This is a genomic window from Arthrobacter sp. zg-Y179 (assembly GCF_020907345.1).
Classification (GTDB): domain Bacteria; phylum Actinomycetota; class Actinomycetes; order Actinomycetales; family Micrococcaceae; genus Arthrobacter_B; species Arthrobacter_B jinronghuae.
On sequence record NZ_JAJJOB010000008.1, the window covers coordinates 1 to 25,738 of the forward strand.

At 67.0% G+C, this 25,738-nt stretch carries 24 protein-coding genes; 2 read left to right on the plus strand and 22 right to left on the minus strand.

Annotated features, from left to right (window positions below; genetic code table 11):
- Positions 1-78: 78 nt before the first annotated feature.
- The 18 genes from LOC56_RS08675 to LOC56_RS08760 form a co-directional block, all read right to left on the minus strand.
- The gene (locus tag LOC56_RS08675; protein WP_229951886.1) at positions 79-807 is read right to left on the minus strand and encodes a polyprenol monophosphomannose synthase; all 729 of its coding nucleotides are present in this window, start codon (positions 805-807) and stop codon (positions 79-81) included.
- A gap of 495 nt (positions 808-1,302) precedes the next feature.
- On the minus strand, positions 1,303-2,949 hold the full coding sequence (locus LOC56_RS08680) for an amidohydrolase (RefSeq protein WP_229951887.1): 1,647 nt from the start codon (positions 2,947-2,949) through the stop codon (positions 1,303-1,305).
- A gap of 43 nt (positions 2,950-2,992) precedes the next feature.
- The gene (locus tag LOC56_RS08685) at positions 2,993-5,854 is read right to left on the minus strand and encodes a DEAD/DEAH box helicase (protein WP_229951888.1); all 2,862 of its coding nucleotides are present in this window, start codon (positions 5,852-5,854) and stop codon (positions 2,993-2,995) included.
- Between the two features lie 69 nt (positions 5,855-5,923).
- Positions 5,924-6,751: a twin-arginine translocase subunit TatC gene (gene tatC / locus LOC56_RS08690; protein WP_229951889.1), complete on the minus strand. Its 828-nt coding sequence runs from the start codon at positions 6,749-6,751 to the stop codon at positions 5,924-5,926.
- Positions 6,752-6,756: 5 nt separating this feature from the next.
- Positions 6,757-7,065 carry a Sec-independent protein translocase subunit TatA gene (tatA, locus tag LOC56_RS08695; RefSeq protein WP_229951890.1) on the minus strand — a complete coding sequence of 103 codons (309 nt, stop codon included), beginning with the start codon at positions 7,063-7,065 and terminating at the stop codon, positions 6,757-6,759.
- Positions 7,066-7,097: 32 nt separating this feature from the next.
- Positions 7,098-7,433 carry a hypothetical protein gene (locus LOC56_RS08700; RefSeq protein WP_229951891.1) on the minus strand — a complete coding sequence of 112 codons (336 nt, stop codon included), beginning with the start codon at positions 7,431-7,433 and terminating at the stop codon, positions 7,098-7,100.
- 43 nt (positions 7,434-7,476) lie between these two features.
- A complete protein-coding gene (locus LOC56_RS08705) occupies positions 7,477-9,447 on the minus strand; it encodes a helix-turn-helix transcriptional regulator (protein WP_229951892.1) in 1,971 nt (656 codons plus the stop codon).
- 96 nt (positions 9,448-9,543) lie between these two features.
- Positions 9,544-9,939 carry an FKBP-type peptidyl-prolyl cis-trans isomerase gene (locus LOC56_RS08710; RefSeq protein WP_229951893.1) on the minus strand — a complete coding sequence of 132 codons (396 nt, stop codon included), beginning with the start codon at positions 9,937-9,939 and terminating at the stop codon, positions 9,544-9,546.
- A 36-nt stretch (positions 9,940-9,975) separates the two neighbouring features.
- Complete coding sequence (locus LOC56_RS16280) at positions 9,976-10,929, minus strand: FKBP-type peptidyl-prolyl cis-trans isomerase (RefSeq protein WP_229951894.1); 954 nt, start codon at positions 10,927-10,929, stop codon at positions 9,976-9,978.
- A gap of 169 nt (positions 10,930-11,098) precedes the next feature.
- Positions 11,099-12,460: a Pup--protein ligase gene (gene pafA, locus LOC56_RS08720; RefSeq protein ID WP_229951895.1), complete on the minus strand. Its 1,362-nt coding sequence runs from the start codon at positions 12,458-12,460 to the stop codon at positions 11,099-11,101.
- A complete protein-coding gene (gene prcA, locus LOC56_RS08725) occupies positions 12,460-13,200 on the minus strand; it encodes a proteasome subunit alpha (RefSeq protein ID WP_229951896.1) in 741 nt (246 codons plus the stop codon). Before prcA ends, pafA begins: the two co-directional genes overlap by 1 nt.
- Positions 13,201-13,202: 2 nt before the next feature.
- Complete coding sequence (gene prcB / locus LOC56_RS08730) at positions 13,203-14,027, minus strand: proteasome subunit beta (RefSeq protein ID WP_229951897.1); 825 nt, start codon at positions 14,025-14,027, stop codon at positions 13,203-13,205.
- Between the two features lie 3 nt (positions 14,028-14,030).
- Positions 14,031-14,231 (minus strand): ubiquitin-like protein Pup, encoded by a 201-nt coding sequence (locus LOC56_RS08735; protein ID WP_229951898.1) that lies wholly within the window; start codon positions 14,229-14,231, stop codon positions 14,031-14,033.
- A gap of 40 nt (positions 14,232-14,271) precedes the next feature.
- On the minus strand, positions 14,272-15,867 hold the full coding sequence (gene dop / locus LOC56_RS08740) for a depupylase/deamidase Dop (protein ID WP_229952242.1): 1,596 nt from the start codon (positions 15,865-15,867) through the stop codon (positions 14,272-14,274).
- A 14-nt stretch (positions 15,868-15,881) separates the two neighbouring features.
- The gene (gene arc / locus LOC56_RS08745) at positions 15,882-17,639 is read right to left on the minus strand and encodes a proteasome ATPase (protein WP_442860088.1); all 1,758 of its coding nucleotides are present in this window, start codon (positions 17,637-17,639) and stop codon (positions 15,882-15,884) included.
- A 105-nt stretch (positions 17,640-17,744) separates the two neighbouring features.
- Entirely contained in the window at positions 17,745-18,794 is a 1,050-nt protein-coding gene (locus tag LOC56_RS08750) for a tRNA (adenine-N1)-methyltransferase (RefSeq protein ID WP_229951899.1), read from the minus strand.
- A 76-nt stretch (positions 18,795-18,870) separates the two neighbouring features.
- Complete coding sequence (locus LOC56_RS08755) at positions 18,871-20,025, minus strand: site-2 protease family protein (protein ID WP_229951900.1); 1,155 nt, start codon at positions 20,023-20,025, stop codon at positions 18,871-18,873.
- A complete protein-coding gene (locus LOC56_RS08760) occupies positions 20,022-20,750 on the minus strand; it encodes an HAD family hydrolase (protein ID WP_229951901.1) in 729 nt (242 codons plus the stop codon). The genes LOC56_RS08755 and LOC56_RS08760 overlap by 4 nt, the downstream gene beginning before the upstream one ends.
- A 104-nt stretch (positions 20,751-20,854) precedes the next feature.
- Between LOC56_RS08760 and LOC56_RS08765 the strand changes: the two genes are divergently transcribed.
- On the plus strand, positions 20,855-21,739 hold the full coding sequence (locus tag LOC56_RS08765) for a PAC2 family protein (protein ID WP_227921601.1): 885 nt from the start codon (positions 20,855-20,857) through the stop codon (positions 21,737-21,739).
- Between the two features lie 20 nt (positions 21,740-21,759).
- Here LOC56_RS08765 and mshC read toward each other — a convergent pair whose 3' ends face one another.
- The 3 genes from mshC to LOC56_RS08780 are packed head-to-tail and all read right to left on the minus strand — an operon-like array spanning position 21,760 to position 24,257.
- On the minus strand, positions 21,760-23,040 hold the full coding sequence (mshC, locus tag LOC56_RS08770) for a cysteine--1-D-myo-inosityl 2-amino-2-deoxy-alpha-D-glucopyranoside ligase (protein WP_229951902.1): 1,281 nt from the start codon (positions 23,038-23,040) through the stop codon (positions 21,760-21,762).
- A gap of 22 nt (positions 23,041-23,062) precedes the next feature.
- Positions 23,063-23,887: an undecaprenyl-diphosphate phosphatase gene (locus LOC56_RS08775; protein ID WP_229951903.1), complete on the minus strand. Its 825-nt coding sequence runs from the start codon at positions 23,885-23,887 to the stop codon at positions 23,063-23,065.
- Between the two features lie 52 nt (positions 23,888-23,939).
- Entirely contained in the window at positions 23,940-24,257 is a 318-nt protein-coding gene (locus LOC56_RS08780) for a hypothetical protein (protein ID WP_229951904.1), read from the minus strand.
- Between the two features lie 41 nt (positions 24,258-24,298).
- On the opposite strand from LOC56_RS08780, the gene LOC56_RS08785 reads away from it, so the two are divergent.
- Positions 24,299-24,532 (plus strand): DUF5703 family protein, encoded by a 234-nt coding sequence (locus LOC56_RS08785; protein WP_229951905.1) that lies wholly within the window; start codon positions 24,299-24,301, stop codon positions 24,530-24,532.
- Positions 24,533-24,559: 27 nt separating this feature from the next.
- Here LOC56_RS08785 and LOC56_RS08790 read toward each other — a convergent pair whose 3' ends face one another.
- The gene (locus LOC56_RS08790) at positions 24,560-25,711 is read right to left on the minus strand and encodes an acyl-CoA dehydrogenase family protein (protein WP_229951906.1); all 1,152 of its coding nucleotides are present in this window, start codon (positions 25,709-25,711) and stop codon (positions 24,560-24,562) included.
- Positions 25,712-25,738 lie beyond the last annotated feature (27 nt).

Consider the following 25,738-nt stretch of genomic DNA (forward strand, 5'->3'; position numbering starts at 1 on the left):
GCACCCGCCCCCCGGGGGGCCCAAAAAAACTGCGGGGGGGCGCCCCCCCCGCCCCCCCCCCCCCGCTTTGGGTTTAACTCAACCGCGTCCGGTGAGTTTCCGCCAGCGGGCAGACAGGCCCCAGCGGGTCACGTTGGCCATTGCCTCAACGACAATGTTTCCGCTCATCTTGGAGTCACCGAGTTCGCGTTCGACGAAGGTGATCGGCACCTCGGTGATCTTCAGGCCCAGGCGTGCCACGCGGAAGGTCATATCCACCTGGAAGCCGTAGCCGACGGACTCGACGGCGCCCAGGTCCAGCTGCTCCAGCGTGCCGCGGCGGAAGGCCCGGTAGCCGGCGGTGATGTCCCGGACGGGGATGCCGAGCATGAACCGCGAGTAGGTGCTGCCGGCGCGGGAGAGCAGCTTGCGGTGGAGCGGCCAGTTGACCACCGATCCCCCGGTGACCCAGCGGGAACCGATGACGAGGTCTGCACCTGCCTTCGAGGCTTCAAGCAGGCGGGGCAGCTCCTCCGGGCGGTGCGAACCGTCAGCATCCATCTCGACCAGAATGTCGTAGCCGCGCTCAAGGCCCCACCGGAAGCCGGCAATGTACGCCGCTCCGAGGCCTTCCTTGCCCTTGCGGTGCAGCACATGCACCTTGGGATCGTTGGCGGCGGCTTCGTCGGCATAGCCGCCGGTGCCGTCCGGGCTGTTATCGTCCGCGATCAGTACATCCGAATCTGGAACTGCGTCCCGCAGCCGCTTCAGTGTGATGGGGAGCGACTCGATCTCGTTGTAAGTGGGGATGATAGTCAGGACACGCACTCAGTAAGCCTTTCAGCGGACGCACGCCGCGTTGTTCGCGGCAGGGACGGGGTTACTCCCCCGGCAGACTATCCAGTATATGGGAGTACGCGGCCCCACGGGTCAGCACGGTGCGGCCCCGGACAGCGCAACCGGGCGGATCCAGCCGTCTTCGGGCCAGTTCCGGCAAACTGCCGGCCCTGTTTTCTACTGACGGTTGAATCCACCCGGTTGTGTAATGCTGGACCCGGTAACCGGCACCCACGGAGCATCCGCCCCGGTGCGCGTAGTACGGGCCATGGCAGCGCGGGCCGGCCGGAGCATCACCCGGACACCGTCTGGAAAGAACTCCAGACGGCACCCCGGGATGCCTCAAAAAGCCGGTCCCGACTACAGTCCTCATAGCCTACGTGCTGTCGAGCCCCTGTCAATAAGGCCCCTGACTAGGCCCTTTACACATCAATGCAGGTCAGACGCGGTGCGGAGGAGGACGGAGCGGGCAGGTAGTTTGCCTGTTCAGGCAAGATCCGGAGCGCGGTAGAGCTCCCGGCCGTTATGGACCGTCTGCAGGCAGCGCGGCTCGTCCCCGTTGTCCAGAGCGGGTAGCAGCGGAGTGCCGGCGCGCGGATCCGTGCTCCATGCGGATACGTTGGCATCCGGCGTCTGGACCATCAGTTCCTGCACTTCCCAGAGCGCGAAGGATGCGGGTGCTCCGGCGGCCAGCTGGCCCCGCATGAAATTGGTCTCCCCGGCTGCCCGCCAGCCCGCCCGGGTATGCCCAATGAACGCTGCCCGTGCGGAGACCCGCTCCTTCGGGTTGGAATGGGATACGGCGGCCCGCACGCCGGACCAGGGGTCCAGCGGGAGGACGGGGGTGTCGGAGCCGAGGGCGACGGGCACACCCGCGGAGAGCAGCGACGCCATCCGGTTCATGCTCTGCCGGCGGTCCCCGAGGCGCTGTTCGTACAGTCCGCCGGGATGCCCCCAGGCCGCATCGAATCCGGGCTGCAGGCTGACGCTGACGCCAAAGCGCAGCAGCTCGGCAATGGCGGCGTCGTCGGTCAGTTCCGCGTGTTCCAGCCGGTGGTGGGCTGCCCGGACGGCCGGTTCCCCGACGGCCTCGGCAGCCAGGCGCAGCCCGGCCAGCGCGGTGTCCATCCCTGCGTCGCCAATGACGTGGAAGCCGCCCTGCAGGCCGGCCTTCGTCATCAGCTCCAGATGCCGCCCTGCCTGTTCCGGCGTCAGGTACATGGTGCCGGTGGTGTCGGGACGGTCGGCGTAGGGCTCACGCAGTGCAGCCGTCCGGGCGCCGAGGGACCCGTCAATGTTCAGGTCGCCGGCGAGACCCAGCAGCCGGCCCTCAAAGAAATCCACCAGTCCGGCTACCTGCGCCTCGGTCTCCACCAGCTGCCCCCAGTACGGGAGGATCTGGGGCAGCGCCTCGTCGCTGAGGGGCCCGTCCAGGCCCAGCAACCGGCGCAGGTCCTCCGGCGGTGCAATGTGCGGTGCGGCCATTTCAGCGACGGCCACCACCCCGCGGGAGGCGGCATGCTTCAGCGCGGCCAGCTGGAACACACCGCGCTGGTCCGGATCGGCGTCGCGCGCTACGGTGCGCGCGGCGTCGTGGGCGGCGCGGACTACGAAGCCGTTGTCCCACCCGTCGTACTCCTGCAGCCGGAGTTCGGCCGCCAGCGTGCCGGAGACGGCCGCACAGTGCACGTCGGAGCGGGAGAGGTACACGGCGCGGTTGCCGGAGGCTGCATCGAGCTCCGCGGCGGTGGGTGCGCGCCGTTCCGGCCAGCGCGATTCGTCCCAGCTGGAACCCAGGATCAGGCCGGTGGTCCCGGCCGCATGGTTCCGGACCTTGTCCAGCAGGTCCTCAAGGGAGGTGCAGCCGCTCAGGTCCAGGGTGACCAGGGACATGCCCAGCTCGGTGGTGTGGACGTGGGAATCCACGAATCCGGGCGCCACCAGCGCTCCGTGCAGGTCCACCACGTCCATCTTGCTGTCCTGGATGGAGGTGGCGGCCTGTTCCGACCCCACCCAGGCGATGGTGTCGCCGTCGACCAGCATTGCGGTGGCAAAGGGATCGCCGGCGCTGTAGACGGAACCGTTGCGGTAGAGCGTCAGGGTGCGGGCGCTCGGGATGGGACTGCCGTTCAAGGACTCACCTGTTTTCTGTAGGGCGATGGAGGGTGGCGGCGGTTCAGTCGCCGACGTTGGAGTAGGCGACGACGCCGCGCCGCACCAGGGAAATGGCGTCCAGGAAGCGGCGGCGCATGCCGGGCGGGAGGTCCGGGACCTTGGCCAGCTGGTCCAGCATGTCGATCACCTGCTTGGCCCAGCGGACAAAGTCCCCCGCAGCCAGCTCGGTGCCGTTCAGGGCCACCTGCAGGTGCTTGCCCTTGACCCACTTGTACATGGGCCAGACCAGGCCCAGTTCCGGTTCGCCGGTCTGCGGCAGCCGGGACGCCTCTTCGAGGTCCGTGAGCTCGGACCACTGGCGGATGACGATGTCCACCGCCGACTCCAGCGAAACGCTGGGCATCTTCGGCCGCAGCCCTCGCTCTTCCCGTTTGGCCTGGTAGACCAGGGCGGAGGCCAGGCAGGCCAGTTCGGCGGCGTCGAGGTCAGTGAAGGCACCCTGTTCCAGCGAGAGGGCCACGAGGAGGTCCTTTTCGCCGTAGATCCGCCGCAGCTTCTGTCCGGCCGGGGTCACGGCGTCGAAGCCGGACTCGTCCGGGGCCACGTAGCCGTACCGGGTAAGCACCTCGCAGACCCGGTCGAAGGTCTTGGCGATGGTGTTGGTCCGGCCCCGGATCTGTCCTACGAGGTTGTCGGTTTCCCGGCGCAGCTTCCACCAGCGCTCGGCCCAGCGGGCGTGGTCTTCCCGCTCGCTGCAGCCGTGGCAGGGATGCGCCCGCATTTTCCGGCGCAGTTCCGCGATCGCTTTTTCCTGCCGCTCCGTGCCCGCCGTGTGCATGGCACTGGTGCGGGCCGACGCCGGCCGGGGCGGACGGTGGTCGTGCAGCGCGTTGCCCAGGGACGAGGCCAGATCACGCCGGTCCTTGGGCGAGCGGGCGTTGAAGGACTTGGGGATGCGGATGTGCGAGACCGGTTCAAGGGCGTCATCGATGTCGGCAGCGCTGATACGCCTGATCTGCTTGTCCTCGGTCAGGATCGCCGGCCGCACCTCGCGGGCGGAGGCGTCCACGTCCAGTACGACGGCGTGGCCGGAGTTCCGGCCGGCGGGAAGGAACACGATGTCCCCGGGGCGCAGGTTCTCCAGTGAGGCTGCCGCATAACTCCGCCGGTTCCGGGCCTTGGTTTTCGAAGCGGTGCTTTCCAGATCCGAGAGCTGCCGGCGCAGGGCCGCGTACTCGTTGAAGTCCCCCAGATGGCAGGTCATCGCCTTTTCGTAGCCGGCAAGTGATTCTTCGCGCGAACGCACCTGCTTCGCCAGGCCCACCACGGACCGGTCCGCCTGGAACTGCGCAAAGGAGGATTCCAGGATCTCGCGGGCCCGTTCCCGGCCGAACTGCGCGATGAGGTTGATGCTCATGTTGTAGGTGGGCCGGAAACTGGAGTTCAGCGGGTACGTGCGCCGCGATGCCAGGCCCGCCACGGCAGCGGGGTCGGTGCCCGGCTGCCACAGGACCACGGCGTGGCCCTCGACGTCGATCCCGCGGCGCCCTGCCCGGCCGGTCAGCTGGGTGTACTCGCCGGCGGTGATGTCCACGTGCGCTTCGCCGTTGAACTTGTCCAGCTTTTCCAGCACCACTGACCGTGCCGGCATGTTGATGCCCAGGGCCAGAGTTTCGGTTGCAAAAACCGCACGGACCAGCCCGGCAGCGAACAGGCGTTCCACCACTTCCTTGAAGGTGGGGAGCATGCCGGCGTGGTGGGCGGCGAAACCGCGCACCAGGCCCTCGCGCCAGGTCCAGAAGCCCAGCACCTCGAGGTCTTCTTCGGGAATGTCCTGGGTGGCTTCGTCCACCACGCGGGCAATCTCGCGGCGCTCGTCTTCATTGGTCAGCCAGAGCCCCGACTCGACGCACTGGCGTACAGCGCCCTCGCAGCCGTTGCGGGAAAAGATGAAGGTAATGGCGGGCAGCAGGCCGTTGCGGTCCAGTTGGGCGATGACCTGCGGCCGCGATGCCCGCTGGATGCGCGTGATCGGCGGCCCGCCGTGGCCGCCGCCGTGGCTGCCCGGCCGCCCGCCGCGGGAGGAGTCACGGCGTCCGCCGCGGGAGGAACCGCGCGGACCGCCCCAGTGGCCGCGCTGGTTGACACGGGACTCGGCCCGGGCCAGTTCCATCAGCTCGGGGTTGACCCGGTAGCGTTCCTTGGCGCCAGGCTGTTCATCGGCTGCCTCGTCGAAGGAAACATCGGATTCGAAGAGGTCGAAGATGTCGCGGCCGACCATCACGTGCTGCCAGAGCGGAACGGGCCGGTGCTCGGAAACCACCACGTCGGTGTCGCCGCGGACGGTGTCCAGCCAGGCGCCGAACTCCTCGGCATTGGACACGGTGGCGCTGAGCGAAACCACCCGGACGTCGGAAGGCAGGTGGATGATGACCTCTTCCCAGACCGCCCCGCGGAACCGGTCCGCCAGGTAATGCACCTCGTCCATGACCACGTAGCCCAGGTCCATGAGGGTGTCCGAGTTGGAGTAGAGCATGTTCCGCAGCACTTCGGTGGTCATCACCACGACGTCGGCGTCCGGGTTGATGCTGGTGTCTCCGGTCAGCAGGCCCACCCGGTCACTGCCGTAGGCCGCTGCCAGCTCAGCGTATTTCTGGTTGCTCAGGGCCTTGATGGGGGTGGTGTAGAAGGCCTTCAGGCCCTTCTGCAGGGCCAGATAGACGGCGAACTCCCCCACCACCGTCTTGCCGGCCCCCGTGGGAGCTGCGACCAGGACGCCGCGTCCGGCTTCGAGGGACCGGCAGGCTTCCGACTGGAAAGCGTCCAGTTCGAAGCCCAGCGACTGCTCGAAGACCCCCAGCTGGGTCTTGGCATGTTCGGAACGTTGTTTTGCGGCAAGGTACCGCTCCGAAGGAGAAGTCATGAACCAAGCCTATGCGCTGTGCCCGCCGCGGTACGCCAATATCATCGGTGGGCGAACGCGCCCGGGGCCTTAGAGCTTGTCGATGGGGGTGGCGGTGTCCGCTTCGGCCTCCACGGCTGCTTCCCGCTCCGCCTGCTTCCGGACCCGGCGCCGGTCATTGAGCAGGCAGATGCCCACGGCCAGGGCGAACAGCAGCAGCAGCGGCGCGGCGAGGTAGAACATGCTCAGCGCGTCCGCGCCGGGGGCGGCCATGGCGGCGAAAAGGCAGATCAGGAACACCGTGATCCGCCAGTATTTGATGATGGTCCGCCCGCTCAGCAGGCCGGCGAGGTTCAGGCCGACCAGGAACACCGGAATCAGGAAGGCGATGCCGAAGGCCAGGAGCAGCCGCAGCACGAAGGCCAGGTAGACCGAAGCCGTAATGACGTTGGACCCGCCTGCGGGTGTGAAGTCGGTAAGCACCCGCACTGCCTGGGGCAGGATCAGCCACGCCAGGACAATACCGCCGATGAACAGCGGAACGGCGGCGGCCAGGAAGCCCAGGGCCGCGCGGCGTTCCTTGCGCTTGAGTCCGGGCGTGATGAACGCCCAGGCCTGATAGAGCCACACCGGGCTGGAGGCCACAAGTCCGACGAATACCGAGACCTGGACCATCTGGTCGAACGGAGTGGCCACGCCTTCGAAGTTGATGGTGGTGAAACGGCCGCCGCTGTTGCCGGCGTCCAGGAGCGGCCGGGTCAGCGCCTCAAAGACGGGCAGGTAGACGAAGAACCCGCCCACGGTCCCCAGGACCACGGCGATGGCGGATTTGAAGAGCCTGTTGCGGAATTCCCGCAGATGCTCCTTGAGGGCCATCCGCCCTTCGGGGTTGGATTTGCGCCCTTTGCTCAGCGCCACGGCTGCTAGCGGCTGGTTGGCGGGTTACCCGCAGAATCCGCGGACCCGCCCGGGGTTCCGGTGGGCGGAGTCTGTCCGGGGAAGAACGTCTGCTCGGACGCCTTCGGCTGCGGTGCGGGCGGCACTACCTTGCCCTCCACCGGATCGGTGGAGGCAGTGTTCGAGGGGCCGTCGTCCTTCATCTGGCGGACTTCGGATTTGAAGATGCGAAGGGACTGCCCCAAGCTCCTTGCCAGCCCCGGAAGCTTCGGAGCGCCGAAGAGCAGAATGGCCAGTACAACAATGACGATGATTTGCCAGCCTTCAAGCCTCATGGCGGTGTCCTTTCGTTGGGAAATATTCTATGTCAGAGTTCCGGGAGATCCCGCCATGCGCGCGGCTGTCCCTTGGCAGTGCGCCGCTCGATCCGGCGCAGGCGCCGGGCCTCCCGGCGGGACGCCTTGCCGGCCTCGTAGGCCTTGCGGGCCTCGTCCGGTTCCGTGAAGATGCCGGCAGGCTCTTCTCGGAGGACGGAGGACGGAACGGTATCCGGAGTGCGTAGGGACAGCTTCGCAGATGCGGCTTCGAATTCCCGGAGAATACCGAGGAACCTTTGGAAGAGCCGGTAGCCGATCAGGGCGTAGAAGGCCGCCGCGCCTGCCGCGAGGGCAAACCAAATGAGTATCCAGGACCACCAAGGCATATCCCCAGCATAGTGGAGACTGCAGGCCCGGCCGGACCGGAGCCTAGGCAGGCGGGTAGTTCCCGGCCGCTTCCTGCAGCCAGGCCAGGGTGGCGGAACGCAGTTCGTCCGGCGCTGCAACCGCGGCAGCTCCGCCCAGCCGGGCAGTGAAAGCAGGAATCCAGCCGGTATCCGCCGTGCGCAGTTCCACCGCCGTCCGTCCGTCCGCCAGCGGGGCCTGCCGTTCGGCGTCGTAGGCCTCGGCCACCCAGAGGGCGGCGGGGTCCAGGATCAGCGTGACCCGGTGGTCCAGGGGGCCCGGCGTGAACAGGCTGGCGGGGAACGCCGCGCCGGGCTCCGGGGCGTGGGTCAGTGCCGGGCCGGTGTCCCGCACGCCGTGGATCCGGTCCACCCGGAAATTCCGCGGCGCTTCCGCGCGGTGGCACCACGCTTCCAGGTACCAGGTGTTGTCCACGGAGAAGAGCCGCCTCGGGTCGACGGTGCGGAGGGTGACTTCGTCGCGGCGCGGGACCAGGTAGCGCAGTTCAAGCTGGCGCGTGCCGCTGATCGCCTGCTGGAGTTCGGCCAGTACGGCGCCGCCGGATGCATCGTCCAGGCGGGCCGCGACGGCGGTGCCGACGCCGCCGGCCTCCCCCGCCGCCTCGGTTAGCTTCTCCAGGGCGCTGGCAACCGCTGCGGAGGAACCGATGCCCGGCAGGGCCGACAATGTGTCCAACCCCACGATCAGGGCCGCGGCCTCATCCATGCCGAAACGGACCGGTTCGGAGAAGTTCTCGGCGTTTTCGATGTAGATCCCGTCGTCGTCGAAACTGACGTCCATCAGCCCGTTGGGGTAATGCCGCGGGCCGCTCACGAACAGCAGGTCCAGGTCCTTGCCCAGCTGTTCCTTGCTGACGCCGAAGGCAGCGGCGGTCTCAGTCATGTCCGCGCCCTGGTTCGCCAGGACATAGGGCACCAGGTCCAGCAGGCGGGTGAGGTGGTCCTGCGCGCCCGACGCCGGACGGCGGGCCGGAGCGGCGGATGCGGCCAGTTCGAACTCGGGCAGCGGCCGGCGCTGGGTTTCCAGGGCGCGCGTGAGGGCGGTACGGACGGCGTCGGCAAATTCGGCCGGTTCGACGGCGACGGCGGCCGCACCGAGGGCGGCGGTGTCCGCGGCCAGCGCATCCAGGTCGCGGACCCGCAGGTGCAGCCGGTCCCGGCCTGCATTTCCGGGTTCGATGGATTCCGCCTGCAGCCGCAGGGCTGCCCCGGCGCCGGGGTCCACCTCCACTGCTGCCGGCCGGGGTGCGTAAACGTCGTCCAGGGAGGCGAGCGAGGTGTCGATATCGAAGTTCGCCGGCACCGTGTAGGTGCCCGGCCGCAGCCGTACCGGCCCCTGCATGCGGGAGAGCCGGAAGATCCGTTCCGCGCCGCGGTCCAGGTCGTAGCCCACCAGGTACCAGTGGCCGAAACGGCTGCCCATGCCCCAGGGCTGGACCTGCCGGACAGACTGCTCCGTGCTGCCGGCCGGCCGGTAGCCGAAGGTTACGGGGGTGCGGGTGGTGGCGGCACGCCAGATCTCGTCGAAATGCGCGTCATTGGTGCGGATGCTGGGCTGCAGGGGGATGGTCGCGGCGTCGTCGGGAAGCACTCCCCTGGCGTGGAGCTTGCGCAGGGCGCGGGCGGCGGCCGAGCCCAGCGATGCCTGGTCCCACATGCGGGCGGCCAGGGTCAGGACGGCGGATTCCCCGGGGGTGAACCGGACGCCCGGGAGCCGGTACGCGTCCTGCCGGATGCGGTAGCGCTGGGTGGTGTTGTCCTCGAACAGGGTCTCTTCGCTGTAGGACTCCACCGGGATGCCCTGCTCACGCAGGAAGGCCTTGTCCCGGTCAAAGAGTTTTTCCCGGGCATCTGCCGTGGAGGCTTCGGAATACAGTTCAATCTCTTCGAACAACTCGTGCTTGGTGAAGCCCCTGCGCGTGGACAGCAGCGCAATGACCAGATTCAGCAGGCGTTCGGTTCTCTTGGCGGACACGGGAGCTAATCTACCTTCCTTCCGGGCCGGGACATGCGAAAGGGCGGAACCGCCGTCACAGGTGACAGCGGTTCCGCCCTTGGCGGGCGGGACGGATCAGCGGACGCCGAGCAGGTCCACTACGAAGATCAGCGACTCACCCGGAGCCACGGCGGAACCGGCGCCCCGGTCCCCGTAGGCCATCGAGGAGGGGATTTCGAGCCGGCGGCGGCCGCCGACCTTCATGCCCAGCAGGCCCTGGTCCCAGCCCTGGATAACCTGGCCAACGCCCACACGGAAGTCCAGGGGTGTGCCCCGGTTCCAGGACGCGTCGAACTCCTCGCCGGTGGAGAAGGCCACGCCCACGTAGTGGGTGGAAACCGTGTCTCCGGCCTGTACTTCCCGGCCGTCGCCTACCACAAGGTCCTCAATGACGAGATCCGTGGGGGCATCGTGGGCCGGGAAATCGATTTCCGGCTTCTCGCGGTCGTATTCACGCTTTCCGAATGACATTGGTGCTCCTTATGTCTGGTGGGTCAGGAGTTAAGGCTACTTGACTTCCTTGATGTCCACGACGAAGACCAGCGGACCCGAGGGGCTGCTGCCGCCGGCGGGATCACCGTAGGCCAGCTCGGACGGCAGGACCAACAGGACCTTGGAGCCGGCCTTCTGCTCGGCCAGGCCGTAGGTCCAGCCCGGAATCACGTTGCCCAGGGGGAACTCGGCAGGCTCGCCGCGCTCGTAGCTGGAGTCGAACATCTCGCCGTCCCGCAGGCTGACGCCCAGGTAATCGGCTACAACGGTCCCGGTGGATTCGAGCACCGGACCGTCGCCTTCTTCAAGGACCTTTACCACCAGGCGCTCGGGTTCCTCGGCGCCTTCCGGGATGGTGATGGACGGGGTGCCGTCTTCGGCGAAGGTAACCTCGGGGAGCTTTCCTTCGGCTTCAAGGGCATCAACGTCTTCGCTGCTCATCAGCAGGGTGCCGTCGGTGTTCCGGGCTGCGGCTTCGTCCGGGGTCAACGTCGGGACCGTGTCCATCGCATCAGTGATCGTGAAGACGAGGAAGTTCGCTTCGGTTCCTGATTCTTCGTTGGCCGGAATGTAATACGCGAAGTCGGAGCCCACGGGAGCGCCCAGCAGTGCGTCATACATCTGCGAATTGCCGGTCTTCAGGCTCTCGTTCACGGCGATGCCTTCGGCGTTCTCGGCGCTGTAGGTCTCCTGGCCGACCGTGCCGTCTTCCGGGTTGACGATCGCAAGGCGGATCATCGCCGTCTGGCCATCGGCTACTTCGTCGCCGTCACCGTCGTTGATCCGGGTCAGGGTGGGCTCCTCGATGCTCAGCGGCTCGTCGATCTCGACGCTCGGGACGGAGGTTTCGTCGTCGCCCCGCTCGATCTTCACGGAGGACAACGGCCCGCTGCTCTTGGCCTCGTCGCCGCCGGAGCAGGCGGTGAGGAACAGCAGGAAGGGCAGGAGGATTGCTAGTACTTTACGCACAGTACTTCTTTCAGTGGTGGACAGTGAGCAGGGCGGCCTTACCGAAGTTGCCGGTACGCCGGGCAGACAGACGCCGCGCGGCCGCAATACGCCCCAGAGTAGCCGGTCCAGCTGGATGAAGCCTAGGTGAGGCGCAGCGGCGGCTCCGGCGGAACGAGGCGAAGAGGAATCAGAGAGTGGAAAGCAGCGCCTCGACCCGTTCATCGACGGACGCGAAAGGATCCTTGCACAGCACCGTCTGCTGGGCCCGGTCATTGAGCTTGAGGTGCACCCAGTCCACCGTAAAGTCGCGGTTGGCGTTCTTGGCTCGCCGGACAAAGTCGCCGCGCAGCTTGGCACGGGTGGTCTGGGGCGGCTGGTCCACGGCTTCCTTGATGTCGCTGTCCTCCACCACGCGGGCCGTTTCCCCGCGGGACTGCAGCAGGTAGAACAGTCCGCGGCGCCGGGATATGTCGTGATAGGTCAGGTCGATCTGGGCCAGGCGCGGGGACGACATCTCGAGTCCGTGCCGCTCAGCCACCCGGCCCACCAGTTTCTTCTTGATGGCCCAGTCGATTTCCGTGTCGATCCCGGAGTGGTCGCCGGATTCGACGGCGTCCAGCGTGCGTGTCCACAGATCAATGATGCGTCCGACATGCCGGTTGTGCTCGCCGTTGGCGGCGACGAAGTCCTGGACCCGCTGCAGGTAGATGCGCTGCAGGTCCAGCGGGGACATGGTGGAACCGTTGGCCAGTTTCAGCGGCTGCCGGCCGGAGAGGTCATGGGAGGTTTCCCGGATGCTGCGGATCGGGTTCTCCAGGCGGAGGTCCCGCATCAGTACGCCGGCCTCGATCATCCGCAGCATCAGGTCAACAGACCCGGCCTTAAGGAGCATGGTGGTCTCGGACATGTTCGAATCTCCGGCGATCACGTGCAGCCGCCGGTAGTGCTCGGCGTCGGCGTGCGGCTCATCCCTGGTGTTGATGATGGGCCGGGAACGTGTCGTCGCAGAAGAGACGCCCTCCCAGATGTGGTCTGCCCGCTGGGAAAACGCGAAGAGGGAGCCGGACTGGGTCTTGAGTACCTTTCCGGCACCAACCAACAGCTGGCGGGTGACCAGGAACGGAATGAGGACGTCCGCCAGCCGGGAGAATTCGAGACGGCGCGGAATGAGGTAGTTTTCGTGGCTGCCGTAGGAGTTGCCGGCGGAATCGGTGTTGTTTTTGAACAGGTAGACGCTGCCGTTGAAGCCTTCCGCCTTCAGCCGGTCCTCCGCTTCCTCCACCAGGTCTTCCAGAATCAGCTCGCCCGCGCGGTCATGGGCCACCAGCTGTGCCAGATCGTCACATTCTGCGGTGGCGTACTCAGGGTGCGAGCCGACGTCGAGGTAGAGGCGTGAGCCGTTGGTCAGGAAAACATTTGATGAGCGGCCCCAGCTGACGACCTTGCGGAAGAGGTAGCGGGCCACTTCCTCGGGGGAAAGGGGACGCGAATCGGGGCCGGAATAGGCGATGCCGAATTCCGTTTCCACTCCATAGATCCTGCGGTCCATCAGTCTCCTTCCGCGCTGGACAGCAAACGGTCCAGCTCAACGGTGTTTATCCTGCGGAACGCCCTGACGGTGCCGCGGGTGGAAAGCGGGTCCCGGTCCAGGACGGCAACCTCCAGCAGGCCGGCACCCAGGGGCTCGGGTGCCTGCCCGTCGCCCGAACCATTGGCTGTGCGCGTGGCGGAAAGCGCCTGGACCGCCGTCCGGATGGCGGAGCCGAAATCCGCGTCCTGGTTCCAGGTCCGGCTGAGGGCCTCGTTGACGATCTCCGCCTGCCCGCCCATAACCGTGTAATTGCTTTCATCCGCGATGGAGCCGTCGAAGTTCAGGCGGTACAGGCGGTCCGTATACGGGTCCTCCCCTACCTCGGCGACGGCCAGCTCCACTTCGAACGGCTTTCCCTCGGTGGTGAAAACCGAACCGAGGCTCTGCGCGTAGACGCTGGCCAGCCCGCGCGCGGAGACGTCGTCGCGGGAATAGGAGTAGCCGCGCACATCCGCGAACCGGATGCCCGCCTGGCGCAGGGACTCGAATTCGTTGTACTTGCCGACGGCGGCGAAACCGATCCGGTCATAGATCTCGCTGAGCTTGTGGAGGGACGGCGAAGGGTTCTCCGCCACCAGGGCAATCCCTTCCCTGCAGGTCAGGACCACCACCGAGCGTCCCCGGGCAATGCCTTTGCGGGCGAAGTCCGCCCGGTCCTTCATCAGCTGTTCGGGCGAGACGTAGAACTGCTGGGTCACGGCTACGCCTCCAGTCCGGCGGCGGAGCGCCTTGCGATGAGCTCACGGGAGAGTTCCTGCAGTTCCCGCTCGGGGATCTCCCGGTTGCCGGCACTGTTGACCACATAAACCACCGGCCACAGACGCCGGACCATGTCAGGGCCGCCGGTGGCCGAGTCGTCGTCGGCCGCGTCGTACAGGGACTCCACGGCCACCCGGACCGCATCCTCCTCGTCCAGGTTCGGCTGCCAGAGTTTTTTCAGGGCGCCGCGGGCGAACACCGAGCCGGAGCCGACGCTGTGGTGCTCGTATTCCTCATACCGGCCTCCGGTGACGTCGTAGGAAAAGAGCCGGCCGGTCCGCCGCTGGGTGTCGAACCCGGCAAAGAGCGGGACGACGGCCAGTCCCTGCAGCGCCAGCGGAAGGTTGGAGCGCACCATGGCCGCGAGCCGGTTGGACTTGCCGTCCAGGCTCATGGGAGTTCCTTCGATTTTCTCGTAGTGCTCCAGTTCCACCTGGAACAGCCGGATCATGTCCAGGGCGAGCCCTGCCGTACCGGCGATCCCCAGCACGGAGTAGTTGTCCGCCGGGAAGACTTTCTTGATGTGCCGGCTGGCGATCATGTTGCCCATCGTGGCCCGCCGGTCCCCTGCCATCAGCACTCCCCCTGCGTAGGTGAGGGAAACGATGGTGGTGGCCTGCGGGGCCAGCTCCCCCGCCGAGCCGTTCGACGCCGGTCCCAGGGATCGGGAGGACGGCAGCAGCTCGGGGCGGTGGAGGGCGAGATGGTCGGTAAAGGAAGAGGACGGGGCTTGATGGATGGAGGCGGCGGGGTCCCGGGGGGCCATCCGTTACTGACCGCCCTTCTGGATGAAGCCGCGGACGAACTCTTCGGCGTTGCTCTCCAGCACGCCGTCAATCTCATCCAGCAGGTCGTCCACGCCTTCAGTCTCGGTGGAAGCTTCCGCTTCGGCTGCGGGGGGCGGGACGGCCTCGGTTTCTTCTTCTTCGACGGGATGCGTTCCGGTGGTTTTGCGGTCCTGGGTTGCCATGATGCCTAGCCCTTTCTTGCCCGGGGGTTGAATCCTAGTCCTATGGTGCCACGGCGGCGTCGGAACCGGTCAGGAGTCTGGCGACAAAATCCTCCGCATCGGCCGATGCGTTGAAAAGTTCCTCGGTCAGGGCCCTGGTGCCGCGCAACGGCTCGCGGGTGGGGATCCGCTGGAGCCGCCGGCGGGAGGGAAGTTCGAAGATGATCGAATCCCAGCTGGCTCCGATCACTTCCTTCGGGAACCGGGTGAGGCAGTTCCCGCGGAAGTAGGCGCGGGTGTCGTCCGGCGGGGAGGTGACGGCACGGGCAATCTCCTGGTCGGTAAGCACCCGTTCCATCTGGCCCCGGGCCGCCAGCCGGTAATACAGGCCCTTCTCCGGGCGCATATCCGAATACTGCAGATCCACCAGGTGCAGCCGGGCGTCTGACCAGGCCAACCCGTCGCGCTCGCGGTAGGCCTGCAGCAGCTTCAGCTTCGCCACCCAGTCCACGGAAGCGGCGGCCTCCAGCGGGTCGCGCTTCAGGGTGCCCAGCAACGCGGACCAGCGGGCCAGGATGTCTTCGGTGTCTGCGTCGGTGGGGCCGCCGGCGCGGGAGTGCGCAGCAGCTGCTTCGAAGTAGATTTCCTGCAGGTCCAGGCCGGTGACCATCCTGCCGTCCGTCAGTTCCACCAGCTGTTCCAGCGACGGGTCGTGGCTGATGGCCTGCAGTGCGCCCACCGGGTCCCGGAGCTCGACGGCGGGGGCGCTGCTGGCTTCGATCATGGACAGGACAAGCGAGGTGGTGCCGATCTTCAGCAGGGCGGATACCTCGCTGAGGTTCGCGTCCCCGATGATGACGTGCAGGCGCCGGTACTTTTCCGCCACCGCGTGCGGCTCGTCCCGGGTGTTGATGATCGGGCGGCGGATGGTGGTTTCCAGTCCCACTTCCGTTTCGAAGAAGTCCGCCCGCTGGCTCAGCTGGAATCCCTGGCGCTGGTTGTTGGTGCCGATGCCCACCCGGCCGGAACCGGCGATGACCTGGCGGGAAACAAAGAACGGCACCAGCCCGCCCACCAGGGCTCCGAAAGGAACGCTGCGCGGAACAAGGTAGTTTTCATGCGACCCGTAGGAGGCGCCCTTGTTGTCGGTGTTGTTCTTGTACAGATTGACCGGTGCGAATCCCGGCATCCTGGCAATATGCCGCATGGCGGACAGCACCACGGCGTCCCCCGCCTTGTCCCACAGCACGGCGTCGCGGGGCCGGGTGACTTCGGGCGAGGAGTACTCCGGGTGGGCGTGGTCCACGTACAGCCGCGCCCCGTTGCCCAGGACCATGTTCATCAGCACCGGGTTGTCCTGCGTCTGTTCCCCGTAGAGGGCGGCGGGACCGCCGCCCTCCATGGCGATCTGTTCGGCGTCCAGCACCGGCGGTTCGTCGGTCAGCTGGGTGGGATCCGCAGCGGCACGCGGCACCGCGAATCCGCGCGCATCGTTCAGCGGTGCCTCGTCGGTGTAGTCCCAGCGGGTGCCCGACAGGTTCCCCGCCCCGGTCCGCAGCGTGGCCGCGTACGCGTTCACGATCTGGCTGGACAGGACGGTGGCGTTGGCGGACGGCAGGGACGGTGCGAGCACGCCGTACTCGGTTTCCGTCCCCATGACACGGCGCACGGTCACAGATACTGTCCCGGGTTGGCCGCCGTTTCGATGGTCCGGCCCGGTTCCTGACCGGCCTTGCCCTGGACGATGGTGCGGATGTAGGTGATCCGCTCGCCCTTCTTCCCCGAGATCCGCGCCCAGTCATCCGGATTGGTGGTGTTGGGCATGTCCTCATGCTCGCGGAATTCGTCCACCACGGCGCGCATCAGGTGTTCGATGCGCAGGCCGCGCTGATGCAGCTGCAGCAGGTCCTTGATGGCGTACTTCTTGGCCCGGTCCACGACGTTCTGGATGACGGCGCCGGAGTTGAAGTCCTTGAAGTAGAGCATCTCGGTGTCGCCGTTGGCGTAGGTGACCTCCAGGTATTCGTTGGCCTTGTCCTCGGCGTACATCTTCTCCACCGTGCGGCGGACCATGTCGTTGACCGTTTCCACCGGATCGTAGCCGTGCTCGGCAAGGTCGTCGCGGTGCAGCGGCAGGTCCGGGGTCAGGTACTTCGCGAAGATCTCCGCCGCGCCTTCGGCATCGGGCCGCTGGATCTTGATCTTCACGTCCAGGCGGCCGGGACGCAGGATGGCCGGATCGATCATGTCCTCCCGGTTGGAGGCACCGATGACAATCACGTTCTCCAGCTTCTCGACGCCGTCGATTTCGCTGAGCAGCTGCGGAACAATGGTGGTTTCGACGTCGGAGGACACTCCGGTGCCGCGGGTGCGGAACAGGGAATCCATTTCGTCGAAGAACACCACCACGGGGCTGCCGTCGGAGGCCTTCTCCCGGGCCCGGCCGAAGATCAGCCGGATGTGGCGTTCGGTCTCCCCCACGTACTTGTCCAGCAGCTCGGGGCCCTTGATATTCAGGAAGTAGCTGCGGGCGCCAAGGGTGCCGGTCTGCTCCATCACCCGTGCCGCGAGGGCGTGGGCCACGGCCTTGGCAATGAGCGTCTTGCCGCAGCCGGGAGGGCCGTAGAGCAGGATGCCCTTGGGCGGCTTCAATCCGTGTTCGCGGTAGAGGTCAGGATGCATGAACGGCAGCTCGACGGCGTCGCGGATCTGTTCGATCTGCGGGCCGAGGCCGCCGATGTCGGCGTAGGAGATGTCCGGAACCTCTTCGAGGACCAGGTTCTCCACTTCGCTGCGCGGGATCTTCTCCAATGCGTAGCCGATGCGGGTGTCCACGGTCAGGGCATCCCCCACCCGGACCTTTTCCCGGCTCAGGGGCCCGTTGAGGCGCACGACCCGCTCGTCGTCGGCACGCCCGATCACCAGTACCCGGTCCGGGTCCAGGAGCTCCTTCACCGTAAACAGTTCCCCGGCGCGTTCGAAGCCGAGGGCGGCAATGACGGTCAGGGATTCGTTCAACAGCACCTCCTGGCCCGGGACGATCTGTCCCAGGTCCAGGAGGGGCGAAACGGCAACCCGGAGTTTGCGGCCGGACTGGATGATGTCCAGGCTTTCCTGTACTGCCGCGATGGTCGTCACGCCGGGTTCGGCTTCGCGGCGCTGGTTCACACCGATGACGGTGCCGAAGCTGAAGGGTGTTGCTCCCTCGTTTTCCAGGGCATCCTTCAACCGGATGATTTCGGCTTTCGCGGTCTCCAGCATGGCCACGAGCCGGGCGTTGTTGTGGGTGAGGGCAGCGAGCTGCCGGTCCAGATTCCGGAGTTTGTCCCGCAGGACATTCAATTGGCGTGCTTCGGTGCCTGCTACAGCCGCTGCGGACACGGGGCGGGATCCCCCGGTCCCGGGTCCAGCGTTTTCGGGTTCAGCCATGATACCGACCGCCTTCACGTAGCTCTGGGTCTGTTCAATGACAGTAACCCAGCGCTGCGGAAGATACACGGGGTCCGGCGTCTTGTGTTTAGCCGGTTACCCCCGTTATGGGGTGTCGGTCTCCTGCTGGAACTTTTCAGCGTTTTCGAGGGCTCCGCGCTGCACGGTGGAACTGGCATCCTTGGCCGCACGGCGCAGTTTGTGGGCGGAGACTTCCCGCTCACCCACCGCCGCGGGAGTCCAGGCGTTGAGGTCCTCTTCGCTGAAGTTGGTCTTCGACGCACGGCGCTTGGCGACCAGGCCGGTGGCGCCCTCTGCGAGCCGGCGTGCGGTGAGCAGGAAACCGGTGTGGGCCACCATGCGGTGGTCCGGGCGTACGGCCAGGCCCTCCAGGTGCCAGCCGCGGACCATGGATTCCCAGCCGTCCGGCTCGGTGAAGCGGCCATCGGCACGGATGGCTTCCGCGGTGCGGGAGAGCTGGGTGACGGTGGCCACGTAGGAGATCCACACGCCGCCCGGGGCGAGCACTGTGGCTACGGCGTCGGTGCATTCCCAAGGCGCGAGCATGTCCAGGACCACGCGGTCCACGCTGCCGGGCGCCTCGGTCTTCACGACTTCGTCCTGGAAATCCCCGAGGGTGATGTCCCAGGCCGGATGCGGTCCGCCGAAGAAGGTCTCCACGTTGCCGCGGGCGATCTGCGCGAATTCCTCGCGCCGTTCAAAGGAGTGCAGGCTGCCGTGGTCACCGACTGCACGCAGCAGCGAGATGCTCAGGGCGCCGGAGCCGACGCCGGCTTCCACCACGCGGGCGCCGGGGTAGATGTCCGCCATGGTGACAATCTGGGCGGCGTCCTTGGGATAGACGACGGCGGCGCCGCGCGGCATGGACAGGACGAAGTCCGAGAGCAGCGGACGCAGGATCTGGTACTGGTGTCCGGCGGTGTTGGACACCACGGACCCTTCAGGCAGTCCGATGACGGTGTCGTGCTGCAGGTAGCCGCGGTGCGTATGGAAGGCGCCGCCCTCGGTGAGGGTGATGGTGTTGCGGCGGCCCTTCTCATCGGTGAGCTGGACCCGTTCCCCGGGCCGGAGCGGTCCCCTGCGGATCTCGGCCCCGTGGGGTGCAGCAGCGGCGGCCTGGTTATCGGCGTTCATGGTATTCCTTTGGTTCTCTTACTGGATTATGGGTGCCGGCGTGCTTGTGCCGGCGGGGCGGTAAAAGCTGGAGGTGTCAGCGCTGCGGCCGGGCGGGTTTCCCGGTGACGGCGGCGACGACTGTGGATTGGCGCAGCAGGCCGGTGACCGTTCCGTCCCGGTCAATGACCGCGTATTCGCTGCCTTGCAGTTTGGCCAGGTACTGCACGAGTTCCTGTCCGGCGGCGGCTTCGGGAACGTAGGCGCCGGCCGCCAGCGGGCGGGCGACGGCGCTCACCGGCACCTGGGCGGCCTGCTCGTCCGGAACCGATGCGAGGGCCCCGCGGTCCACGACGGCTTCCGGCTGGCCGGTTGCGGCAGTGACCACTACGGCGGCGTCCGGATACTCGCGGGCCAGCCGGAGCGCCTCGCCGACGGATGCCCGGCCGGGCAGGGACACCGCCGGTTCCATCAGGGCACCGGCACTGACCTGCGGCAGCCGCAGGCGCACCCGCGCGTTGGAGATGGCAGCGCCTGCCCCCATCCAGAGGAAGCCGCACAGCAGGGCCGCCAACAGGACAAGGCTTAGTGCGGGCGTCTGGCCCCGGAGGTAGGGCGGAATGAAAACGGCAGCCAGGAGCAGGACTGAGATGATGCGTCCGGCCCAGCCGGCTGCAACGGTGCCGCGTTCCTGCGACCCGGTGATCTTCCAGACCGCGCTTTCCACAATGCGTCCGCCGTCCAGCGGCAGCCCCGGCAGGACGTTGAAAACGGCTATCAGCACGTTGGCGGTCACAAAGATGAAGGTGACCAGCTCGGCCACGCTGCCTTCGGGAACCAGTTGCAGGACCCCGAATCCGGCTGCCGCCAGCAGGAAATTGGCTGCCGGGCCGGCCAGGGCAACGAGCAGGGAGCGTCCCGGGGTGGAGCGCAGGTCCCCGAACTGGGTGTGCCCGCCCCACAGCGTGAGGACGATCCTGGAGGTAGGCCAGTGGTAGGCGCGGGCGGTCAAGGCGTGCGCCGCCTCGTGGGCCAGGACCGAGAGCAGCAGCAGGACCGCGTAACCCAGGGCCACGGCAAAGGCACCGGCCCCAAGGGCCGGGAAGGCCTCCCGCACCTGCGGCCCGAACGCCGCCACGATCAGCGCCGCGATGAGGAACCACGAATACGCCAGGGTCACCGGTACTCCGGCAATGCTGCCCAGCGGGATACCTTCCCGGCGTTCCGTTCCAGCGGGCCCGTTGCTGCTCACCTAGCGGACTCCAGGACGGAACCGGGAAGCAGTTCGCGCAGCTGGTCTATTCCGCGGCCCGCCAGGGACTCCCATTCGTGCTCAAAGGCACCCGGCGGCAACGGAACGAAGTTCGGCACCGTCAGGGTCACCAGGCCGGCCGCCTGCGCCGAGGTTGCCCCGGGCAGGGAGTCCTCAACGGCGACCACGCAGGCCTTGTCCAGGTCCGGAACGGAGCCGGCGAGCGTGTCGAAGGCCAGCTGATACGGCTCGGGGTCCGGCTTGCCGTTGCTGACCATGTCACCGGTCACCACGACGTCGAACGTTCCGGCGGGAAGGGCGCGGATGATTTCCCGGGCGAGCACCGGCTCTGACATGGTGACCAGGGCGCAGGGAATATCCGCTGCCTGCAGCTCGGCCAGCAGTTCGCGGGCACCCGGGCGCCAAGGCACCTCGCGGCGGACCTGGGCCGCAACCTGGCCGATGAGCCGGTCGATGATCTCGCGGTTTTCCAAGGGGACACCGGCTCGCTGCAGCATACCCGCGCTGACCTCCAGGGCCTGGCCGACCATTGCCTCGGCCTGGGCATCCGTCCAGGCGACGTTGAAACTTGAGGTCAGTTCCTTTTCGGCAGCGATCCAATACGGCTCGGTATCCACGAGGGTGCCGTCCATATCCCAGAAAACCGCCTGCAGTGCTGCGTCGGCGTGGCTGCGGGAAGAATCTTCTGCGGAAAGGAGGGGCATGTCCTAAGTCTACGGGGCGGCGGAAGCCGGTGTTTCTTTTGCTCTCCGCGAAGCGCCGTTGCCCGGTCCTGACATGCGGGGCGGGCGGGGCTTAGTGTGAAGTGGTGAGCAATACCGAAGGCTTTGAAGCCACAGGCCTCCAGGACTTTTTTGGCGACGGGACGTCCTCCGAACGCGTCACGGTGATGCTGGCCGCGTTCGAAGGCTGGAATGATGCGGGTGAAGCAGCCTCCGATGCCCTGAAATTCCTGAGCCGGCACTGGGACAGCGAAAAAATTGCCAGTATCGACGCGGACGAATACTACGACTTCCAGTTCACCAGACCGTCCCTGAAACGGACGGCTTCCGGCGGGCACCGGATCAAGTGGCCGACGACGCGCATCTCCCGTGCCGAGGTGCCGGACAGCAACCTGGACATCATCTTCGTCACCGGCGTCGAACCGTCCTACAAGTGGCGGGCCTACACCGCCGAGCTCATCGCCCTGGCCAAGGAACTGGATGTGGACTGCATTGTCCTGGCCGGTGCACTGCTCGCCGACGTTCCGCATTCCCGGCCCATCCCGGTCAGCGCTTCCTGCGAGGAACCGGACCTGCAGGAAAGCCTGAGCCTGGAGCCGTCCTCCTACGAGGGGCCGATCGGCATCGTGGGCGTGGTGTCCGAGATGGCCGGCCTGGCGGACATTCCCTCCATCTCGCTCTGGGCAGCCGTACCGCACTATGTGGGGCAGGCGCCCTCGCCCAAGGCGCAGCTGGCGTTGCTCAACCGCATCGAGGAGCTGCTGCAGGCGCCCCTGGACACGCACCTGCTGACCGAAGAGGCCGAAGCCTGGGAACGCGGCGTGGATGAACTCGCCACCGAGGACCCGGAGGTTGCGGCGTACGTCCGCCAGCTGGAAGAGGCCAAGGACACGGCCGATCTCCCCGAAGCCAGCGGCGAATCGATCGCCCGTGAATTCGAGCGGTACCTGAAGCGCCGCCGCCGGGACTGAGCCCCGGCGGCTGGACGTCCCTAGAGCTGGAGTCCGAGCAAGGCGTTCAGCGAGGCGCAGACCAGTTCGGCGCCGGTCTGGCTCCCCTTCGTTTCGCTGCGGACCGCGGCACCGGCCCAGGCATCGACGGCCTGCAACGCGGCCGGAGCATCCAGGTCATCAGCCAGCGCGGCGCGGATCTGCTGCAGGAGCGCGGCGGCGTCGTCATCGTTGCTGAACTGCAGGGCCTTCCGCCACGCGACCAGGCGTTCCTCGGCCCGCCGCAGCTGGTCGGAAGTCCAGAACCAATCGGTGCGGTAGTGGTGGGACAGCAGCACCAGGCGGATGGCTGCCGGCTCCACTCCCTCGGCACGCAGCCGGGAGACCAGGACCAGGTTTCCCAGCGACTTGCTCATTTTCTCGCCGTCGAGCCCCACCATGCCGGCATGGGCGTAGTGCGAGGCCAGAGGGGTGCCCTCGCAGGCAAAGGCGTGTCCGGCACTCATTTCGTGGTGCGGGAAGACCAGGTCCGAGCCGCCGGCCTGCACCGTGAAGGGACGGGGCAGGAAACGCTGGGCGATGACGGAACACTCAATGTGCCAGCCCGGACGTCCGGTGCCGAGCCGGCCGCCGTCCCAGGACGGTTCGCCGGTCCGGGCCATGCGCCACAGCAGCGGGTCCAGGGCGTTCCGCTTGCCGGGGCGCTCCGGGTCTCCCCCGCGCTCCGCGAAGACCGGCAGCATCTGTTCCCGGGTCAGGTGCGAGACCTGTCCCAGCCACCAGGCATCCGGATCGCCTTCGGCCAGGCGGGAAGCGGCGTCGACGTCGAAGTAGAGGTCGCCGTCGGGCTCTTCGCCGTTGCCCGAAACCCGGTAGGCCAGCCCACGGTCCATCAGGTCTTCCACCACCGGCACGATCCACTCCACTGCCTCTACGGCGCCGATGTAGTGGTCCGGGGCCAGGACGTTCAAGGCCTCCATGTCATCACGGAAAAGCTGGGTCTGCTCCTGCGCGAGCTCCCGCCAGTCCGCACCGGTGGCGTTGGCGCGCTCGAGCAGCGGATCATCGACGTCGGTGACGTTCTGCACGTACCGGACGGTGTGCCCGGCGTCGCGCCACTGACGGTTGAGCAGGTCGAACGCCACGTAGGTGGAGGCGTGGCCCATGTGCGTGGCGTCGTACGGAGTGATCCCGCAGACGTACATGCTCGCTTCGCCACCGGGACGCACGGTCACCCTGGCCTGTGCGGCCGTGTCATAGAGCCGGACGTCGTCCGACTTTCCGGGCAGGGAGGGCAGGGAGGAAGATTTCCAGGCAATCACCCTTCCACTCTAACGGGCACGGCTAGGCGGTAAGGACGCCGAAGCCCAGCAGGAGGTAGATGCAGATGCCGAGGAGGATGCGGTACCAGACGAAGAGGCGGTAGCTGCGGGTGGACACGTAACGCAGGAACCAGCCGATGATGACGAAGCCCACAACGAAGGCGACCACCGTAGCGGCGCCGGTCTGCAGGGCGGTGTAGGGCATGGGCTCGTCCAGCGACTTGACCAGCTGGAACAGCCCGCTGCCGAACACTGCGGGAATGGCCAGCAGGAAGGCGTACCGGGCCGCGGCTTCACGGGTGTAGCCCATGAGCAGCCCGGCGGTAATGGTGCCGCCTGACCGGGAAACGCCGGGGATCAGTGCCAGGGCCTGGGCAAAGCCGTACAGGATGCCGTGTCGATAGGTGAGCTGGTCCAGTTTGCGCTGCTGGCGGCCGACCGCGTCAGCCACGGCCAGGATGATGCCGAACACAATCAGCATGGTGGCGACGATCCAGAGGCTGCGGAAGGTGCTTTCGATCTGGTCCTGGAAGAGCAGGCCCAGGACCACGATGGGGATGGTGCCGATGATGATGAGCCAGCCCATGCGGGCATCCGGGTCATTGCGGGGCACCCGGCCGAACAGCGAGCCGAACCAGGACTTGATGATCCGGACAATGTCCTTCCAGAAATACACCGCGACGGCGGTTTCCGTGCCCAGCTGGGTGATGGCGGTAAAGGCCGCGCCCGGGTCCTGCGCTCCGGGCAGCAACTCCCCCACGATGCGCAGGTGTGCGCTGGAGGAGATGGGGAGGAACTCTGTCAGACCCTGGATCAGGCCAAGGAAGATCGCTTCAAACCAATTCACACCTAAGACTCTAATTGACTCCTGCGACGCAGCCGTTCACCCGTGACGGCCGCTACCGGTTGGCTGAGCGTCCCAGCGGGCCGTTGTCCTGGTCTCCGGCGGCAGGTGTTGGATCCTGCGGAATTTCGTCAATCTCGTCCGCGGCGTCGTAGTCGCCGTCGTCCTCATCGTCTTCGTAGATCTCCAACGGCGTCACTTCGCCGTAGGCGTCGTATAGGACTTCCTCATAGACTTCGAAGGCATCGGCGATGGCCAGGTACGCGCTTTCGACCACCGGATCCTTCTCACCGCGTCGTGCGGCCGCGGCCGCGAGGTGCTCCTCGAACGCAGTGACAAGGGACTGGAGCGCGATGCGCGGATCTATGCTCATGACCTAGACGTTATCGGTAAAGTAGGGAAAATTGGAGGGAAATGCGCGAACAAATTCTTGCACCCGATGTCTCCCGCCGGCGCGAAAATTCCCGGGACTACGAGTACCTGGTGGTGTCGGTGGACCCGAACGAATCGCTGCCTGATGCCCGGCGCCGTCTCGTTGAGCACGCAGAGTACGGCAAGTGGGAACTCCACCGCAGCCGCATTTACAGCGGCGGCGGACGGCGGTTCTGGCTGCGCCGCAGAGTCCTGCGCGTCCAGCGGACCACCTAGCTTCGCCCGCCGGGCCCTTACAGCCCCTTATTCCACCGGACCCAGGACCGCGTTGGCCACGCTGCCATGCACTGAATCCTCGCTTGAAGGGTGGAACATGCCGGCGAGGACGTCACGGTAGAGCCGTTCCAGTTCGGAGCCCCGGAAATAGCTGCGGCCACCCGCAACCCGGACGGCGGTCTCCACCACGCCGCGCGCCGTTTCGGTGGTCCGGTACTTCAGGCCGGAAAGCAGCGGGAACCAGTAGCTGCCGTGGTCGGTGCCTTCCTCAAGATCCCGTGCCACTGCTCCGAGCTGCAGATGGACGCCGTCCATCCGCAGCGCGGCGTCGGCGATCTTCCAGCGGGTAGCGGGATCCGCCGACGCCGGAGTGCCCTCGCGCCCGACGCGGCCGGAGGCTGCCTCAACGGCCAGTTCCACGGCGCGGTCCCCGATGCCGGTATAGACGGCGGACAGCAGGGTTTCGAACAAGGCGAAGATTCCGAAGACAAAGGCGTCGCCGTGCGGGCCCACCGGCGTCGTGCGGACCATCCGTGCGGCCGGCACCACTGCGTTGTCCAGGTGCGTGGTGCAGGACTGGCTGGCCCGCATGCCCATGGTGTCCCAGTCATCCGCGATGGTGATGCCCCAGGTACCGCGGTCGGCGAATCCGAAGACCAGCCGGGGCTCCTCCGGGTCCGAGGAGTCCTTCCCGAAGATGCCCAGCCGGGTCCAGGCCGGGGACAGGCTGGTGAAGATCTTGGTACCGGTGAAGGCGTAGCCGCCGTCGCCCGTGGGACGGGCCGCGGTGTGCGAATCGAAGAGCACGGCGGGGTTGCCGGGCTCGGACACTCCAAAGGCAAACAGCTCGCCCGCCGCCGCCTCGCGGAGGACGAAGTCGAGCGAGTTATCTCCCGCCAATGCGAGCAGGTGCGCGACGCCGCACCAGACCAGGTGCATGTTCACAGCCAGTGCCGTCGCCGGAGCGGCGGAAGCCAGGAGCCGCTGGCAGGAGACGACGTCGGGAATCCCCAATCCGGCCCCGCCCTCGTCCTTTGAGGTGAACAGGGCGAGATAGCCTGCGGCGCGCAGGTCCGCCAGGTCCTGGGTGAAGAAACTGTTCGTTTCGTCATAGCCTGCGGCACGGGAGCGCAGGCGCTCCAACAGTTCCGGGGTGAGGATATCGGCGGGGGCCGGCAAGGGGTTCTCCTTCGGGGTGCGGGAAGG